Below are 15,645 nucleotides of genomic sequence, written 5' to 3'. Positions count from 1 at the left end.
AACTAAGTAAGCCAAACCCGGTTTACCGGGTCATCCTCGCTGCCAGAGCGCGTAATGCACCTGGCCGGTTTTCTTCTCGCGGTGCAGGCGCCAGTTGCCGGGCATCGGCAGTGTTGACGGCGCCGCTTCGCTTTCGGTGTAGATCAGCGCCTGTTCGCCCAGCCACTGGTTCTGCTCCAGCAGGTTGCAGGTGTTGGCCAGCAGGTCCTTGTGGAACGGCGGGTCGAGGAACACCACGTCGAACTGCTGCTTGGCCGGGCCTTGCAGGTAGCGCAGGGCATCGGTTTGCAGAATTTGCCCGCGCGGGCAACGAAGGATCTCGAGGTTGTTCTTCAGGTTGCCGATCGCCGCGGGGTTGCTGTCCAGTGCCACGGCATCCTTGGCGCCGCGAGACAGGGCTTCGAGCACCAGGGCACCGCTGCCGGTGAAGGCATCCAGTATGCGGGCACCCTCGATGTGCGGCGCCAGCCAGTTGAACAAGGTTTCGCGCACGCGGTCTGGCGTTGGCCGCAGGCCTTCACCTTCCGGTACCGCCAGGCGGCGGCTACGCCACTCGCCGGCGATGATGCGCAGGTGGCCCTGGCCCTTGCTTTGGCCCGATTGCGGGCGGGCGGGAGGGGTGGATCTTGGCATTAGTGCTCCGGTACCCCGAGCGCTTGCTCGGAGGGCTTTTCAGTAGGTGCTGGCAGGGGTTTCTGTGGCACTTTCGGGCCCACGGTGACGATCACCAGTTTATCGGCTGACAGGTGTTTGTTCATGGCTGCCTTGACCTGCTCGACGGTGAGGGCCTGGGACTGCTGCATGAAGTCTTCCAGCCAGGTCAGCGGCAGATTGTAGAAACCGATTGCACCCAATTGGCCGACGATGCTGGCGTTGCTGGCATTGGACAGCGGGAAGCTGCCGGCCAGTTCGCGCTTGGCATCGTCAAGCTCTTGCTGGGTGGGGCCTGTCGAGAGGTAGTCGGCAAGTATGCCCTGCACCAGCTTGAGCGTGCCTTCACTGAGCTCGGCACGGGTCTGCAGGTTGATCATGAACGGGCCACGCACCTGCATGGGGCTGAACACCGAGTACACGCCGTAGGTCAGGCCACGCTTTTCACGCACTTCGCTCATCAGCCGGGTACCGAAGGCACCACCGCCGAGGATCTGGTTGCCCAGCGACAAGGCTGGCCAATCCGGGTCTTGGCGGTCGATACCCAGTTCTGCCAGCATCAGGTGGGTCTGTTTGGACGGGAAGTCGATGTGGGTCAGGCCAGCCTTGGCTTCGCTGGGCTGGGCCGGCGCGGCAAGCGCCGGGCCCTTGGGCAGGCCTGCCGAAACCTGGGCAGCGATGGCTTCGGCCTCGGCCCGGCTGAGGTCGCCGACCAGTGCGATCACCGCGTTGCCACCGGTATAAGCCTTGGCGTGGAAGGCACGCAATTGTTCCAGGGTAATGCCGTTGATGGTTTCTGCGGTGCCATCGCTTGGGTGGGCGTAGGGGTGGTCACCATAAAGGTTGCCGAACAGGGCCTTGCCCGCGATCTTGCCGGGGTTCTGCTTTTCGTATTCAAAGCCGGCCAGCATCTGGTTCTTGATGCGCTTGAGGGCGTCCTCGGGGAAGGTCGGCTTGCCTGCCACTTCGGTGAACAGTTTGAGCGCAGGCTCACGTTTGTCCTTGGCGCTGAGGCTGCGCAGCGACGCCACAGCCATGTCGCGGTAGGAGCCGTTGCCAAAGTCTGCGCCCAGGCCTTCAAAACCTTCGGCGATGGCGGTTACGTCCTTACCGGCCACACCCTCGTTGAGCATGGCGTTGGTCAGCGCCGCCACGCCGGGTGTTCCACCGTCCTGGCTGCTGCCGGCGGCGAAGGTGACGCGCAGGTCGAACATCGGCAGTTCGCGGGCTTCGACGAACAGCACCCGGGCACCCTCAGCGGTGCTCCAGTGCTGAATGTTCAGCTGGCGCCGGCTGGGGGCCTTGCCATCCAGCTCGGCCAGCGACTGCAACGTGTTGGCCGGCCGGGCGGCGCTGTTGTCAGCCTTGGCGGAGTTGTCGGCCATGGCCGGTGCGGCCAGCACTGCCGCCAGCGCCAGGGCGCGGATGCCGGTGGCCAGCAGGGTTGGGCGTGGTGCGCGACGATCACTCATGAGCGGACTCCTCGGGCAGTACATGGGCAACGCTCAGGCGTTCACGGGTGAAATAGGTGCGCGCGGCGTTCTGGATGTCCTGCGGGGTGACTTGCTTGAGCTCGTCCAGCTCGCTGTCGATCAGTTTCCAGGACAGGCCGACGGTTTCCAGCTGGCCGATGGTGGTGGCCTGGCTGCTGATGGAGTCACGGTCGTAGACCAGGCCCGCAATGACTTGAGCGCGCACGCGTTCGAGCTCTTCGGCGCTGGGCGGGGTGGTCTTGAGTTCTTCAAGCAATTGCCAGATGCCTTTTTCCACATCGTCGAGGGTTTTCTGCTTCTGCACATTCGGCGTGGCCGAGATCAGGAACAGGCTGTCGCCGCGGGTGAAGGCGTTGTAGCTGGACGAGGCGCCGGCGACCAGCTCCTGGCCACGCTCCAGGCGTGCCGGCATGCGCGCGCTGTAACCGCCGTCGAGCAGTGCCGAGATCAGGCGCAGGGCATGCACGGTGCGCGGATCTTTGGCGGTGGGCAGGCCGGGCACGTTGAAGCCATAGATCAGGCTGGGCAGTTGGGTGCGTACGTGCAGGGTCAGCTGGCGCTGGCCAGGTTCGGCCAGCTCCAGGGGCAGTTTGGCTGGCGGTACGGCACGCTTGGGAATGCTGCCGAAGTACTTCTGCGCCAGGCCCTTGACCTCGTCGGCGGTGACATCGCCGACCACCACCAGAGTGGCATTGTTGGGGGCGTACCAGGATTCGTACCAGTGGCGCAGCTCTTCGACCTTCATGCGCTCCAGGTCGGCCATCCAGCCGATGGTCGGCGTGTGGTAGCCGCTGGCCGGATAGGCCATGGCGCGGAACAGCTCGAACGCCTTGGAATTGGGCTGATCGTCGGTGCGCAGGCGGCGCTCTTCCTTGATCACCTCGATTTCGCGGCTGAATTCGTCGGCCGGCAGGCGCAGGCTGGCCAAGCGGTCGGCCTCCAGCTCCAGGGCGACCGGCAAGCGGTCACGGGCCAGTACTTGGTAATAGGCGGTGTAGTCGTCGCTGGTAAAGGCGTTTTCTTCGGCGCCCAGGTCACGCAGGATGCGTGAAGCTTCGCCGGGGCCGACCTTGGCGCTGCCCTTGAACATCATGTGTTCCAGCGCATGAGACAAGCCGGTCTGGCCGGGGGTTTCGTAGCTGGAGCCGACCTTGTACCAGATCTGCGAGACCACCACCGGCGCGCGATGGTCTTCGCGCACGACCACCTTCAGGCCATTGTCGAGGATGAATTCGTGGGTGGGCTGCACATCGGCGGCGAAGGCGGCCAGTGGCAGGCACAGCGTGCCGAGCAACAGGCCAGCGGCGCGGCGGGCTAGAGCATTCATAAGGTGTTTAACCTGTTCGGCGGCCCGCTGGGTTTAGCGTCGACGGGCCAGGAGGTGCTAGGATACTGATCCGGTTGCCTGGCGACCATGCCTGTCGCCGTTCTGGCCCACAGGACACTACGACAAAACGTTGCGCATGAACCAGCCGGCTTCAAGATAGTCTGTTCTGCGTAGAGAGAATTCCCGATGTGCCATTGCTGGCTCATCGCTACCCTGAGATAGCCGTCCTCCATGTTTGGTTCCAACGACGACAAAAAAGCGCCGGCCGAGGCTGGCGAGAAGAAAGGCCTGTTCAGCTGGTTTCGCAAGAAGCCGCAGCAACCTGTCGCCGAACAGCCACAAGTCCCTGAATCCCAGGCTGCAGAGCCTGTAGCGCCGCCGTCTGCCGTCGAGCACCCTGAAGCTGCTCCGGTCGAGCCGGTGGTTGCTGAAGCACCCGCAACTGCAACTGAGGCCCCTCGGGCTGCTGAGCCAGCACCTGCCCCGGTGGCTGCCCCGGTTCCTGAGCCAGTACCTGCCCCGGTGGTTGCACCGGTCCCTGAGCCAGCACCTGCCCTGGTGGTTACCCCAGCTCCTGAGCCGGCCCCCGCCCCTGTGGGAGCGGGCGTGCCCGCGAATGCGGAACCTGCGGCCCCGCAGCTCGAAACCCCTGCGCCAGTTGCAGCCCCGGCCCATCAGGCTGTCGAACCCCCGGTCAGCAACCTGGTCCTGCCCGTTGCCGAGGAGCCCGTCGCGCTCGTCCCTGACCTGGAGCCTAAGGCCCCGCCAGCGATTCCCGAGCGTCCGGTAGCAGAGCCCGTGCAGGCAGAGCCCGAGCCTGTCGCTGCCGCAACCGTTGCCGAACAAGCCAAACCCGGCTTCTTTGCCCGCCTCAAGCAGGGCTTGTCCAAGACCAGCGCCAGCATCGGCGAAGGCATGGCCAGCCTGTTCCTCGGCAAGAAGGTCATCGACGATGACCTGCTCGACGAAATCGAGACCCGCCTGCTGACCGCCGACGTCGGTGTAGAAGCCACCTCGGCCATCGTCCAGAACCTGACCCAGAAGGTCGCACGCAAGCAGCTGGCCGACGCCGACGCGCTGTACAAGTCGCTGCAGGAAGAACTGGCCGCGTTGCTGCGCCCGGTCGAGCAGCCGCTGAAAGTGCAGGCGCAGAACAAACCCTATGTGATCCTGGTGGTCGGCGTGAACGGCGCCGGCAAGACCACCACCATCGGCAAACTGGCGAAAAAACTGCAGCTCGAAGGCAAGAAAGTGATGCTGGCTGCCGGTGACACCTTCCGTGCTGCAGCGGTCGAGCAGTTGCAGGTGTGGGGCGAGCGTAATCAGATTCCGGTGATTGCCCAGCATACCGGCGCCGACTCTGCGTCGGTGATCTTCGACGCAGTGCAGGCCGCCAAGGCCCGTGGCGCCGACGTGCTGATCGCCGACACTGCCGGCCGCCTGCACACCAAAGACAACCTGATGGAGGAGCTGAAAAAGGTCCGCCGGGTCATCGGCAAGCTGGACGCCGACGCACCGCACGAGGTGTTGCTGGTACTCGATGCCGGCACCGGCCAGAACGCCATCAGCCAGGCCAAGTACTTCAACCAGAGCGTCGAACTGACCGGTCTGGCCCTGACCAAGCTGGACGGCACTGCCAAAGGCGGGGTGATCTTCGCCCTGGCCAAGCAGTTCAACATCCCGATTCGCTTCATCGGTGTCGGTGAAGGTATCGATGACCTGCGCACCTTCGAAGCCGAGCCGTTCGTGAAGGCTCTGTTCGCCGAGCGAGACTGACCATGATCCGATTCGAACAGGTTGCCAAGCGCTATCCCAACGGTCATGTGGGTTTGCATGAGCTGAGTTTCCGGGCGCGCCGGGGCGAATTCCTGTTCGTCACCGGCCACTCGGGCGCTGGCAAGAGCACCTTGCTGCGTCTGTTGCTGGCCATGGAGCGCCCGACCAGCGGCAAGCTCATGCTGGCAGGGCAGGACCTGGGCCAGATCAGCAATGCGCAGATCCCGTTCCTGCGTCGGCAGATCGGCGTGGTGTTCCAGAACCACCAATTGTTGTTCGACCGCACTGTGTTCAACAACATCGCCTTGCCCCTGCAGATTCTTGGCCTGTCCAAGGCCGAGATCGCCAAACGTGTGGACTCGGCCCTGGAGCGTGTCTCGCTGGCCGACAAGGGCGAGCTGTTCCCGGCCGACCTGTCTACCGGGCAGCAGCAGCGGGTGGGTATCGCCCGCGCCATCGTTCACCAGCCGGCCCTGCTGCTGGCCGACGAACCCACCGGTAACCTCGACCCGCGCCTGGCAGCAGAGATCATGGGTGTGTTCGAGGACATCAACCGCCTGGGGACCACGGTATTGATCGCCAGCCACGACCTGGCACTGATTGCGCGCATGCGCCACCGCATGCTGACCTTGCAGCGCGGCCGCTTGATCGGCGATGGGGAGGCCGGGCAATGAGCACTACACGTACGCCGAAGGTTTCCGAGCGGGTTGCGCCAAAGCCTGCCGACCCGCAGCCGACGAAGAAAAAGCGCGGCGAAGACGATGACGGCCCGGATTTCCGTACGCTGCTGCATGCCTGGCTGGAAAGCCACCGTGCCAGCATGGCCGACAGCCTGCGCCGCTTGGGCAAGCAGCCGATCGGCAGCTTTTTCACCTGCCTGGTGATGGCGGTGGCGCTGAGCATGCCCATGGGCCTGTCGTTGCTGCTGAAGAACGTCGAGCAGCTTGGCGGTTCGTGGCAGCGCGCTGCGCAAATATCGCTGTACCTCAAGCTCGATGCTGGCAGCCGGGATGGCGAAGCGCTGCGCGACGAGATCAAGGGCATGCCGGGTGTGGCGGACGCGCAATTCGTCAGCCGCGAGCAGGCACTGGAAGAATTCCAGCAGCAGTCCGGTCTGGGCGAGGCCCTGCGCGAACTGCCCGACAACCCGCTACCAGGGGTGGTGGTAGTGACCCCGACCGAGGTCGACAAGCCGGCCCTGGACGCCTTGCGTCAGCGCCTGTCGGAGCTGTCGCGGGTGGAAGTGGCGCAACTGGACCTGGTGTGGGTCGAGCGCCTGGCGGCAATCCTCAAACTGGGTGACCGCTTTGTCTTCGGCCTGGCCGTGATGCTGATTTCTGCGCTTCTGTTAGTAATCGGTAACACAATTCGTCTACACATTGAAAACCGCCGTGTGGAAATTGAAGTGATCAAGTTGGTAGGCGGCACTGACGCCTACGTGCGCCGGCCTTTCCTGTACATGGGCGCCCTGTATGGCCTGGGTGCGGGCCTGCTGGCTTGGGGTATCCTGGCGTTTGGCCTGAACTGGCTCAACGACGCGGTGGTAGGGCTTTCCGGGCTGTACGGCAGTGACTTCGCCCTGGGTGGGGTGCCGGCGTCCGATGGTCTGTCGCTCTTGATCGGAGCGGTGTTGTTGGGGTATATCGGTGCATGGATTGCCGTCGCCCGCCACTTGAACGAGCTGGCGCCGCGATAGTTTTTACGTGCCAGCATTGACATTTTCTTCACTACGGAACTTGTACCGTCGTTCCAGGTCAATGTTGGCAGTGCCCACAAGGCGCGAGTTTAGTAAGTCGGAGGTTCTTGAATGACCACATCGTTGCAACCTGCCTATGCCCTGGTACCCGGTGCAAACCTGGAAGCCTATGTGCACACGGTCAACAGCATTCCGCTGCTGACGGTCGAGCAGGAGCGTGATCTGGGCGAGCGTCTCTATTATGAGCAGGATGTCGAGGCCGCTCGTCAAATGGTGATGGCCCACCTGCGTTTCGTCGTACATATCGCCCGTAGCTATGCAGGCTACGGGCTGGCCCAGGCCGACCTGATCCAGGAAGGCAACGTCGGCCTGATGAAAGCCGTCAAGCGCTTCAACCCGGAGATGGGCGTGCGCCTGGTGTCGTTCGCCGTGCACTGGATCAAGGCAGAAATCCACGAGTTCATCCTGCGCAACTGGCGCATCGTCAAGGTGGCCACCACCAAGGCCCAGCGCAAGCTGTTCTTCAACCTGCGCAGCCAGAAGAAGCGTCTTGCCTGGCTGAACAACGACGAAGTGCATCGCGTGGCAGAAAGCCTTGGTGTCGAGCCGCGTGAAGTGCGCGAGATGGAAAGCCGCCTCAGTGGCCAGGACATGGCCTTCGACCCGGCAGCAGAAGCTGACGACGACAGCGCCTTCCAGTCGCCTGCGCATTACCTGGAAGACCACCGTTACGACCCGGCGGTGCAGTTGGAAGATGCCGATTGGAGCGACAACTCCACCAGCAACCTGCACGAGGCACTGCAAGGTCTGGACGAACGTAGCCGCGATATTCTCTACCAGCGCTGGCTGGCGGAAGAGAAGGCCACGTTGCATGAGCTTGCCGACAAGTACAGCGTATCGGCTGAGCGGATTCGCCAGCTGGAGAAGAATGCGATGAACAAGGTCAAGGCACTGATCGCAGCCTGATCGAGCCTTGGTTGTAGAGAAAGCCGCTGGCCCCGATGGGGCGAGCGGCTTTTTTGTGCTCGGCGTGAATGTTGTGACGCCCGTGAGATCGAGCGCCGCGCGGGCGGCGCTCGATTTGCGCATCACCGCAAAACTCAAAGCTTGCGCGATGTATCCAGCTGCATCAGGTAACCGGGCCCGCCCAACTGGCTCATTTGCCGGCGAATCCAGCCAGCCCGGCTGGCCACGTAGGTACTTGGCCTGCTGGCACTCCACTTGATCGGGCTTGGCAGCACCGCAGCCAGTTGTGCGGCCTGCTGGCGGCTGAGTCGGCTGGCATCGACACCAAAGTGATAGCGCGCCGCCGCCTGCGCACCAAACACGCCCTTGCCCCATTCGGCACTGTTCAGGTAAACCTCGAGAATGCGCTCTTTCGACCAGAACAGCTCAATCAGCGCGGTGAACCAGGCCTCTAGCCCTTTACGGAACCAACTGCGCCCGGACCACAGGAACAGGTTCTTGGCCACTTGCTGGGTCAGGGTGCTGGCCCCGCGCACATTGCCGCCACGCTCGTTGTAGGCCAGCGCCGCCTGGATGGCCGGGATGTCGAACCCCCAGTGAGTGGCGAATTTTTGGTCCTCGCCAGCAATGACCGCGACCTTGAGCTCATCGGAGATGTTCTCCCACGGCTCCCAGTCGCGCTGCAGGTCGATCGGCTCGCCATTAACCCAGGACTGGACCTTTCGCTCGACCATCAGCGCCGTGCCGGGCGGTGGCACCCAGCGGAACACCAGTACCAGCACGACGCTGCCGGCAGCGAACCAGAGCAGGGCGCGGAAGAGGCGACGGATAAAGGTTGGCAGCATGGCGATGGCTTGGCCGTACGGGTGGAAGGGGCCATTATACAGACCCGATACAAGGAGTCGTCCCATGCTTCGCAGCTTCCTGATGCTTGCCGCCTTTTTCGGCTTTACCGGGGTCGCCCTGGGTGCCTTCGCCGCCCATGGCCTGAAAAGCCGGCTGACGGCAGACTACCTGGCGATCTTCCACACTGGCGTGACCTACCAGCTGGTGCATGCCCTGGCGATCTTCGGTGTCGCCGTGCTCTCGGCGCACCTGCCCGGGCGCCTGGTTGGCTGGGCTGGCGGCCTGTTTGCGCTAGGGATAGTGCTGTTTTCCGGCAGCCTGTACCTGCTGACCCTCAGCGGGGTGGGCAAGCTGGGCATGATCACCCCGATTGGCGGCCTGTGCTTCCTGGCCGGCTGGCTGTGCCTGGGCCTGGCAGCTTGGCGACTGGGCTGACCGAGTGGTCCACAATCGCGACTAATGGCGTGCACCGGCCTTGGGTTGCAGGCCGGTTCGGCGCTAGAATGCGGGCCCCAAAGAACAATGGTGGCCGTGCGCATGCGCATTCAACTGAACGGTGAACCTTACGAACTGCCTGCTGGCGAAAGCGTTGCAGCCCTGCTGACGCGCCTGGAGCTGGCCGGGCGCCGTGTGGCAGTGGAACTGAACCTGGATATCGTGCCGCGTAGCCAGCACGACAGCACGCTGCTGAACGACGGCGACCAGGTCGAAGTGGTCCACGCCATCGGTGGCGGCTGACAGCAGCCCGGCGGTTTACAAGCAAGCCCAGCAACCTTTTCTCGAGGAACAACGATGAGCAACGTTCGTAGCGACAAGCCCTTCACCCTGGCCGGGCGCACTTTTCAGTCGCGCCTGCTGGTCGGTACCGGCAAGTACCGTGACATGGAAGAAACCCGCCTGGCCACCGAGGCCTCGGGTGCCGAAATCGTCACCGTCGCCGTGCGCCGCACCAACCTTGGTCAGAATGCGGGCGAGCCGAACCTGCTCGACGTACTGTCGCCCGACAAGTACACCATCCTGCCGAACACTGCAGGCTGCTTTGACGCGGTAGAAGCGGTACGTACCTGCCGTCTGGCCCGCGAACTGCTCGACGGGCGCAAATCGCACGAGTCCCGGACGCTGGTAAAGCTGGAAGTGCTGGCCGACCAGAAAACCCTGTTTCCCAATGTGATCGAAACCCTCAAGGCCGCCGAAGTGCTGGTCAAGGAAGGTTTCGACGTGATGGTGTACACCAGCGACGACCCGATCATCGCCCGCCAGCTGGCTGAAGCCGGCTGCATCGCGGTCATGCCGCTGGCTGGCCTGATTGGCACTGGCCTGGGTATCTGCAACCCCTACAACCTGCAGATCATTCTGGAAGAGTCCAAGGTGCCGGTGCTGGTCGATGCCGGCGTAGGTACTGCTTCCGACGCCACCATCGCCATGGAAATGGGTTGCGAGGCGGTGCTGATGAACTCGGCCATCGCCCACGCCCAGCAGCCGGTGCTGATGGCCGAAGCCATGAAGCACGCCATTGTCGCCGGTCGTATGGCCTACCTGGCCGGCCGTATGCCGAAGAAACTCTATGCCAGCGCCTCTTCGCCGCTGGATGGTCTGATCAAGTAAGAGCTCCTGATGACTGAATCGCACGATACGCCGATCACTCCCGACGGCGAAGCCCGCCCACACCGCCGCATCAAGAGCTTCGTGATGCGCGCCGGGCGCATGACCGAAGGCCAGCAACGCGGCCTGGATCAGGGCGGCCCGCTGTACATCCTGCCGCTGGCCGACAGCCCGGTGGACTATGACCAGGTATTCGGCCGGTCGGCGCCGCGCACCCTGGAGATCGGCTTCGGCATGGGCCATTCCTTGCTGGAAATGGCTGCTGCCGCACCTGAGCAGGACTTCATCGGTGTGGAAGTGCACCGCCCGGGTGTAGGTGCGCTGCTCAACGGCGTACTGACCCAGGGGCTTAAGAACCTGCGTGTATACGACTGCGATGCCATCGAAGTGCTGAACCGCTGTGTGGCGGACAACAGCCTCGACCGCCTGATGCTGTTCTTCCCCGACCCTTGGCACAAGGCGCGCCACCACAAGCGCCGCATCGTACAGCTTGAGTTTGCCGAGCTGGTCCGTCGCAAGCTCAAGCCTGGTGGCGTGTTCCACATGGCCACCGACTGGGAACCGTATGCCGAGTACATGCTGGAAGTGATGAGCGCCGCCCCGGGCTACCGCAACCGTGCGGCTGACGGCACCTACGTGCCACGCCCGGAAGAGCGCCCGATCACCAAATTCGAGCGCCGCGGTGAGCGGCTGGGGCATGGGGTGTGGGATTTGAAGTTCGAGAAGGCGGATTGATCGGCTGATCTGGCCTTTCGATGTGCTGGTGCTTGCAGAAATGCAGGCGAAAAAAACCGCCTTGAGAAAGGCGGTTTTTTTGTGAGCGCCAGGACTGAGTATCCTTGGCTCTGAGACTTCACCTCAAACATCCCCACAGAAATTACGCAACCGTCAGATTTTGAGCAAGGCAGTGGCCCTTGCAAGGGCCTTTGTAGGTGGAATCAACCCCTGCGATCAGCCACCACGCCAATCAAGACCAGCACCACCAGCAACACCGGCGCCAGCGCGTAGTTGTTGAACTGGCCCAACCCCTTCACTACCCACGGCGTGGCATAGATTAGCGCTGCACCGCTGCCGACCACCACCATCAGCGCCATGAACGGCACCCGCAGTGCGCCCGCCAGCCCACCCAGGCGTTGCTCGGCCCAGCCTTTGACATCGGTGCCGAACAGCACCAGCAGGCAGCCTACCAAGGCCAGTGAAATCTCCGACAGGTTGCTGCGGCTCCAGCGGGAAACCGTCGCGAGCAGATCAAGTACCAGATCCATGGGTCATCCTTAGGTCAAGAAATACTGCAGCAGGTCATTGAGAAACAACTGGCCCCTTGGCGTGGCTGCCAGTCGATCCGGTTCGACCTGTAAAAGGCCCTTTTGTTCGGCGGCGCGGCGTGCCTCGCGCAGCTGTGCCAGCGGCAATCCCGTGCGCTGGGTGAACAGTTCGGCCTCCACGCCATCGGTAAGCCGCAGGGCGTTCATCAGGAATTCGAACGGCAGCTCGTCGACCGGCAGCAGCTTCTCGCCGGCCTTGAACGGTTTGGCCAGGTTAAGGTAGTCCTTGGGCAGGCGGGTTTTCCAGGTGCGCAGGATGCGCCCGTCGGCGAAGGTCAGTTTGCCGTGGGCACCGGCACCAATACCTATGAAGTCGCCGAAACGCCAGTAGTTGAGGTTGTGTTGCGCAGCACGGCCCGCCTGGGCGTAGGCCGAGACTTCGTACTGGCGGAACCCGTGCTTGGCCATCAATGCCTGGCCGGCTTCCTGGATGTCCCAGAGGATGTCGTCTTCGGGCAGCTCTGGCGGCTGGTTCCAGAACACCGTGTTCGGCTCCACGGTCAGCTGGTACCAAGACAGGTGCGTCGGCCCAAGGTCGATGGCCTGTCGCAGGTCGCCCAGTGCGTCATCCAGTGATTGGTCGGGCAGGCCATGCATCAGGTCCATGTTGAAGTTGTCGAAGCCCGCGGCACGCGCCATGCCGGCGGCACGGACTGCTTCGTCACCATTGTGTATGCGCCCCAGTGCCTCCAGCTTGGCGGCCTGGAAGCTCTGTACGCCGATGGACAGGCGGTTGATGCCGGTTTGCCGGTAGGCCTTGAACTTGTCCTGCTCGAACGTGCCCGGGTTGGCCTCCAGCGTGATTTCGATGTCTGGGGCAAACGGGATGCGTTGTTCCACGCCGCGTAGCAGCCGGCCCAAGGCGTTGGCACTGAACAGGCTGGGCGTACCGCCACCAAAGAAGATCGAGCTGATCGGGCGGCCCTGTACCGCGGCCTGCTCCTGGTCCAGGTCGTCCAGCAGGGCTGTGACGTAGGCGTCTTCGGGCAGTTCAGGCCCGGCAGCGTGGGAGTTGAAGTCGCAATATGGGCATTTGCGCACGCACCACGGTATGTGGATGTACAGCGCCAGCGGCGGCAGGCTGGTAAAGCCCGCCGCGCCGGGTGAAGACAGCGTTGCGATCATGCCAGGCCCAGACGTTGGCGCAGCAGGGCCATGGCACGGGCGCGGTGGCTGAGCTGGTTTTTATCCACAGGGGCCAGGTCGGCGCTGGAGCAGTTGCGCTCCGGTACCCAGAACAGCGGGTCATAGCCAAAGCCGTGCTCACCGCTGGCCTCGAACAGGATGCTGCCGTGCCACAGGCCTTCGCACAGGATCGGCAGCGGGTCATCAGCATGGCGCACCAGCGCCAGGACGCAGACGAACTGTGCGCCGCGTTCGGCCTCGGGCACGTCTTTCAGGGCCTCGAGCAGTTTGGCGTTGTTCGCCGCGTCACCCTTGCCGTCGGCATAGCGTGCCGAGTAAATGCCCGGCGCCCCACCGAGGAAGTCCACGGCCAGGCCGGAATCGTCGGCCAAGGCGGGCAGGCCGGAAATACGCGCGGCATTGCGTGCCTTGAGGATGGCGTTCTCGACGAACGACAGGCCGGTTTCTTCGGGCTCGACCTGGCTGAACTCACCAATCGAGCGCAGCTGCACGGACTGGCCGAGCATGGCCTGGAGTTCCTTGAGTTTGCCGGCGTTATGGCTGGCCAATACGAGTTGCTGGAAATTCATCATTCGCCTGGGAAAACTTCCTGATTGAAACTGAGGGAGTTGCTGATGCCGCCGGTTTCGATGTTCAGGTCGAAGGTGACGGTTTCTGGCTGTTCGATCTTGAACTGAGCGATGTAGTACACCGCGCCCTGTTCGGTAACCTGCTTGAATGACAGCGGGCTGCTGCGCCCGGTCAGGTCCTTGACTGTGCCGCTGACCAGCGCCGGGGCGGGCTTGCCGGCCTTGAGCACGGCAATGTTGAGCACGCCCTGGTTCTTGCTGCGCACCAGGCCGGTGGCTGCGGCCACCTCGGGTGTGAGCATGCTTGATGTGAATGCGCTGTAGTGCACCGTCACGTCGCCAAACACTTCCTTGCGCTCGGGCCGGGCGGCATCGGCAGCCAGTACCGGCAATGCCAGGCACAGGCTGAACAGGAACAGGGCTAGGCGACGCATGGTGCGATTCCTCCAGTGGGCGTCAGACGGCGAGCTGATGTTCTTGCAGGGCCGGGCTGCTGACGCGATAGATGCCGATTTCACCTAGAAGATTAGGCCATAGCCGGCCACCCCACCCGTTGCGGTGCAAGTGATCGACGGCCAGGCGGTCTAGTACCTTGGCCCTGCGTTCGTGCACCAGTTCTTCGAAGTCGGCGAAGGTGCAGAAGTGGATGTTCGGCGTGTTGTACCAGGTATACGGCATGAAGTCCGATACTGGCATGCGGCCTTTGGTCGCCAGGTACCAGCGGCAGCGCCAGTGGCCGAAGTTGGGGAAGGTGATGATGCACTGGCGGCCCACGCGCAGCATCTCGTCGAGGATGCGGTCGGGGTACTCCACGGCCTGCAGGGCCTGGGTCATGATCACGACGTCGAAGCTGTTGCTGGCAAAGTTGCCCAGACCCTTGTCCAGGTCCTGCTCGATAACGTTGACGCCTTTGGCCACGCAGGCGGCGATGTTGTCGGCGTCGATTTCCAGGCCATAGCCGGTGACCTGTTTACGGTCACGCAGCGAGGCCAGCAGTTCGCCGCTGCCGCAGCCCAGGTCAAGTACCCGGCTGCCGGCGGGGATCCAGTCGTGGATGATTTCCAGATCGGCTCTCATGCTGTCCTCAGATGACAATGCGGTTCATGTAGTTCGAGAAGCCCTGCATATAGCGAGGTGTAGGGATCAGGAAGGCATCGTGCCCGTAAGGCGAGTCGATCTCCAGGTAGCAGACGTTCTTGCGTGCAGCCATCAGGGCGTCGACGATCTCGCGCGAACGGGCCGGCGAGAAGCGCCAGTCGGTGGTGAACGACATGATGCAGTAATCCGCTTTGACGTGGGCCAGGGTAGCGGCCAGGTCGCCGCCTTGGGCTGCGGCCGGGTCGAAATAGTCCAGCGCCTTGGTCATCAGCAGGTAGGTGTTGGCATCGAAACGGCCGGAAAACTCCTCGCCCTGGTAGCGCAGGTAGCTTTCGACCTGGAACTCGACGCTGTGGAAGTCGTAGTTGAGCTTGTCGCTCTTCAGCTCGCGGCCGAATTTTTCGCCCATCGAGTCGTCGGACAGGTAGGTGATATGGCCGACCATGCGTGCCAGCATCAGGCCGCGTTTGGGAATCACGCCCTGGTCCTGGAACGAACCGCCGTGGAATTCGGGGTCGGTGAGGATTGCCTGGCGAGCCACTTCGTTGAAGGCGATGTTCTGCGCCGACAGCTTGGGGGCCGAGGCGATGTCGACGCAATGGCGCACACGCTCCGGGTAGCTGATGGTCCATTGCAGTGCCTGCATGCCGCCCAGGCTGCCGCCGACCACAGCGGCCCATTGCTGGATGCCCAGGCGCTCGCCCAGGCGCACCTGGCTGTGCACCCAGTCCTCTACGGTCAGTACCGGGAAGTCGGCGCCATAAGGCTTGCCGGTGGCCGGGTTGACGCTGCTGGGGCCGGTGCTGCCGTTGCAGCCGCCAAGGTTGTTCAGGCTGACGACGAAGAAGCGGTTGGTGTCGATCGGTTTGCCAGGGCCAATGCAGCTGTCCCACCAGCCTGGTTTGCGGTCGGTGGCGGCATGATAGCCAGCGGCATGGTGGTGGCCGGACAGGGCATGGCAGATCAGCACGGCGTTGCTTGCGCTGGCGTTCAGGGTGCCATAGGTCTCGTAGACCAGCTCGTAACTGGCCAGGGAGCGGCCACAAGCCAGTGCCAGCGGTTCATCGAACCGGGCGGTTTGCGGTACTACCAGACCGACGGAATCTTCGGGAAAGACAGTGGACATCGACCCTGCTCACGCTTGACGGAG

Annotated in this window: 18 protein-coding genes; 8 read left to right on the top strand and 10 right to left on the bottom strand. The window is 63.3% G+C overall.

The features are described 5' to 3' along the window. Positions 1-30: 30 nt before the first annotated feature. The 3 genes from rsmD to CKW35_RS13990 are packed head-to-tail and all read right to left on the bottom strand — an operon-like array spanning position 31 to position 3,471. Positions 31-633 carry a 16S rRNA (guanine(966)-N(2))-methyltransferase RsmD gene (gene rsmD, locus CKW35_RS14000; RefSeq protein ID WP_016489655.1) on the bottom strand — a complete coding sequence of 201 codons (603 nt, stop codon included), beginning with the start codon at positions 631-633 and terminating at the stop codon, positions 31-33. Next, positions 633-2,123, bottom strand: coding sequence for a pitrilysin family protein (locus CKW35_RS13995; protein WP_016489654.1), 1,491 nt, complete (start codon positions 2,121-2,123; stop codon positions 633-635). The genes rsmD and CKW35_RS13995 overlap by 1 nt, the downstream gene beginning before the upstream one ends. After that, positions 2,116-3,471: a pitrilysin family protein gene (locus tag CKW35_RS13990; protein WP_023048333.1), complete on the bottom strand. Its 1,356-nt coding sequence runs from the start codon at positions 3,469-3,471 to the stop codon at positions 2,116-2,118. Before CKW35_RS13990 ends, CKW35_RS13995 begins: the two co-directional genes overlap by 8 nt. A 231-nt stretch (positions 3,472-3,702) precedes the next feature. Here CKW35_RS13990 and ftsY point away from each other — a divergent pair, with 231 nt between their 5' ends. From ftsY to rpoH, 4 genes are all read left to right on the top strand, one after another. Continuing rightward, entirely contained in the window at positions 3,703-5,247 is a 1,545-nt protein-coding gene (gene ftsY / locus CKW35_RS13980; RefSeq protein ID WP_095116169.1) for a signal recognition particle-docking protein FtsY, read from the top strand. Positions 5,248-5,249: 2 nt separating this feature from the next. Continuing rightward, on the top strand, positions 5,250-5,921 hold the full coding sequence (ftsE, locus tag CKW35_RS13975) for a cell division ATP-binding protein FtsE (RefSeq protein WP_009684915.1): 672 nt from the start codon (positions 5,250-5,252) through the stop codon (positions 5,919-5,921). Then, complete coding sequence (gene ftsX, locus CKW35_RS13970) at positions 5,918-6,943, top strand: permease-like cell division protein FtsX (RefSeq protein WP_095116167.1); 1,026 nt, start codon at positions 5,918-5,920, stop codon at positions 6,941-6,943. Before ftsE ends, ftsX begins: the two co-directional genes overlap by 4 nt. A gap of 111 nt (positions 6,944-7,054) precedes the next feature. Continuing rightward, positions 7,055-7,909, top strand: coding sequence for an RNA polymerase sigma factor RpoH (gene rpoH, locus CKW35_RS13965; protein WP_003249083.1), 855 nt, complete (start codon positions 7,055-7,057; stop codon positions 7,907-7,909). A gap of 134 nt (positions 7,910-8,043) precedes the next feature. Here the strand turns inward: rpoH and mtgA are convergent, their stop codons facing one another. Next, positions 8,044-8,754, bottom strand: coding sequence for a monofunctional biosynthetic peptidoglycan transglycosylase (gene mtgA, locus CKW35_RS13960; protein ID WP_024717568.1), 711 nt, complete (start codon positions 8,752-8,754; stop codon positions 8,044-8,046). 64 nt (positions 8,755-8,818) lie between these two features. Between mtgA and CKW35_RS13955 the strand changes: the two genes are divergently transcribed. The 4 genes from CKW35_RS13955 to trmB all read left to right on the top strand — a co-directional run bounded on the left by CKW35_RS13955 (position 8,819) and on the right by trmB (position 11,092). After that, positions 8,819-9,190 (top strand): DUF423 domain-containing protein, encoded by a 372-nt coding sequence (locus tag CKW35_RS13955; RefSeq protein ID WP_016489649.1) that lies wholly within the window; start codon positions 8,819-8,821, stop codon positions 9,188-9,190. A 102-nt stretch (positions 9,191-9,292) separates the two neighbouring features. After that, complete coding sequence (thiS, locus tag CKW35_RS13950) at positions 9,293-9,493, top strand: sulfur carrier protein ThiS (RefSeq protein ID WP_012274654.1); 201 nt, start codon at positions 9,293-9,295, stop codon at positions 9,491-9,493. Positions 9,494-9,547: 54 nt separating this feature from the next. Continuing rightward, on the top strand, positions 9,548-10,360 hold the full coding sequence (locus CKW35_RS13945) for a thiazole synthase (protein WP_016489647.1): 813 nt from the start codon (positions 9,548-9,550) through the stop codon (positions 10,358-10,360). A gap of 9 nt (positions 10,361-10,369) precedes the next feature. After that, positions 10,370-11,092, top strand: a complete 723-nt coding sequence (gene trmB, locus CKW35_RS13940) for a tRNA (guanosine(46)-N7)-methyltransferase TrmB (protein ID WP_060516925.1) — start codon at positions 10,370-10,372, stop codon at positions 11,090-11,092. A gap of 203 nt (positions 11,093-11,295) precedes the next feature. Here trmB and CKW35_RS13935 read toward each other — a convergent pair whose 3' ends face one another. From CKW35_RS13935 to CKW35_RS13910, 6 genes are read right to left on the bottom strand one after another with little or no spacing between them, the layout of a single operon-like run. Continuing rightward, positions 11,296-11,622, bottom strand: coding sequence for a DUF3392 family protein (locus CKW35_RS13935; protein WP_095116165.1), 327 nt, complete (start codon positions 11,620-11,622; stop codon positions 11,296-11,298). Positions 11,623-11,631: 9 nt separating this feature from the next. After that, positions 11,632-12,807 carry a radical SAM family heme chaperone HemW gene (hemW, locus tag CKW35_RS13930; protein WP_016489644.1) on the bottom strand — a complete coding sequence of 392 codons (1,176 nt, stop codon included), beginning with the start codon at positions 12,805-12,807 and terminating at the stop codon, positions 11,632-11,634. Then, positions 12,804-13,400 carry an RdgB/HAM1 family non-canonical purine NTP pyrophosphatase gene (rdgB, locus tag CKW35_RS13925; protein WP_019097207.1) on the bottom strand — a complete coding sequence of 199 codons (597 nt, stop codon included), beginning with the start codon at positions 13,398-13,400 and terminating at the stop codon, positions 12,804-12,806. Before rdgB ends, hemW begins: the two co-directional genes overlap by 4 nt. Beyond that, the gene (locus CKW35_RS13920) at positions 13,397-13,831 is read right to left on the bottom strand and encodes a DUF4426 domain-containing protein (RefSeq protein WP_016489642.1); all 435 of its coding nucleotides are present in this window, start codon (positions 13,829-13,831) and stop codon (positions 13,397-13,399) included. The genes rdgB and CKW35_RS13920 overlap by 4 nt, the downstream gene beginning before the upstream one ends. 22 nt (positions 13,832-13,853) lie before the next feature. Continuing rightward, positions 13,854-14,474: a methionine biosynthesis protein MetW gene (metW, locus tag CKW35_RS13915; RefSeq protein ID WP_016489641.1), complete on the bottom strand. Its 621-nt coding sequence runs from the start codon at positions 14,472-14,474 to the stop codon at positions 13,854-13,856. A 7-nt stretch (positions 14,475-14,481) separates the two neighbouring features. Next, the gene (locus CKW35_RS13910; protein ID WP_016489640.1) at positions 14,482-15,621 is read right to left on the bottom strand and encodes a homoserine O-acetyltransferase; all 1,140 of its coding nucleotides are present in this window, start codon (positions 15,619-15,621) and stop codon (positions 14,482-14,484) included. Positions 15,622-15,645 lie beyond the last annotated feature (24 nt).

Source organism: Pseudomonas sp. Irchel 3F3 (assembly GCF_900187545.1).
GTDB lineage: Bacteria > Pseudomonadota > Gammaproteobacteria > Pseudomonadales > Pseudomonadaceae > Aquipseudomonas > Aquipseudomonas fortuita.
This window is presented reverse-complemented; position numbering and strand designations above follow the sequence as displayed.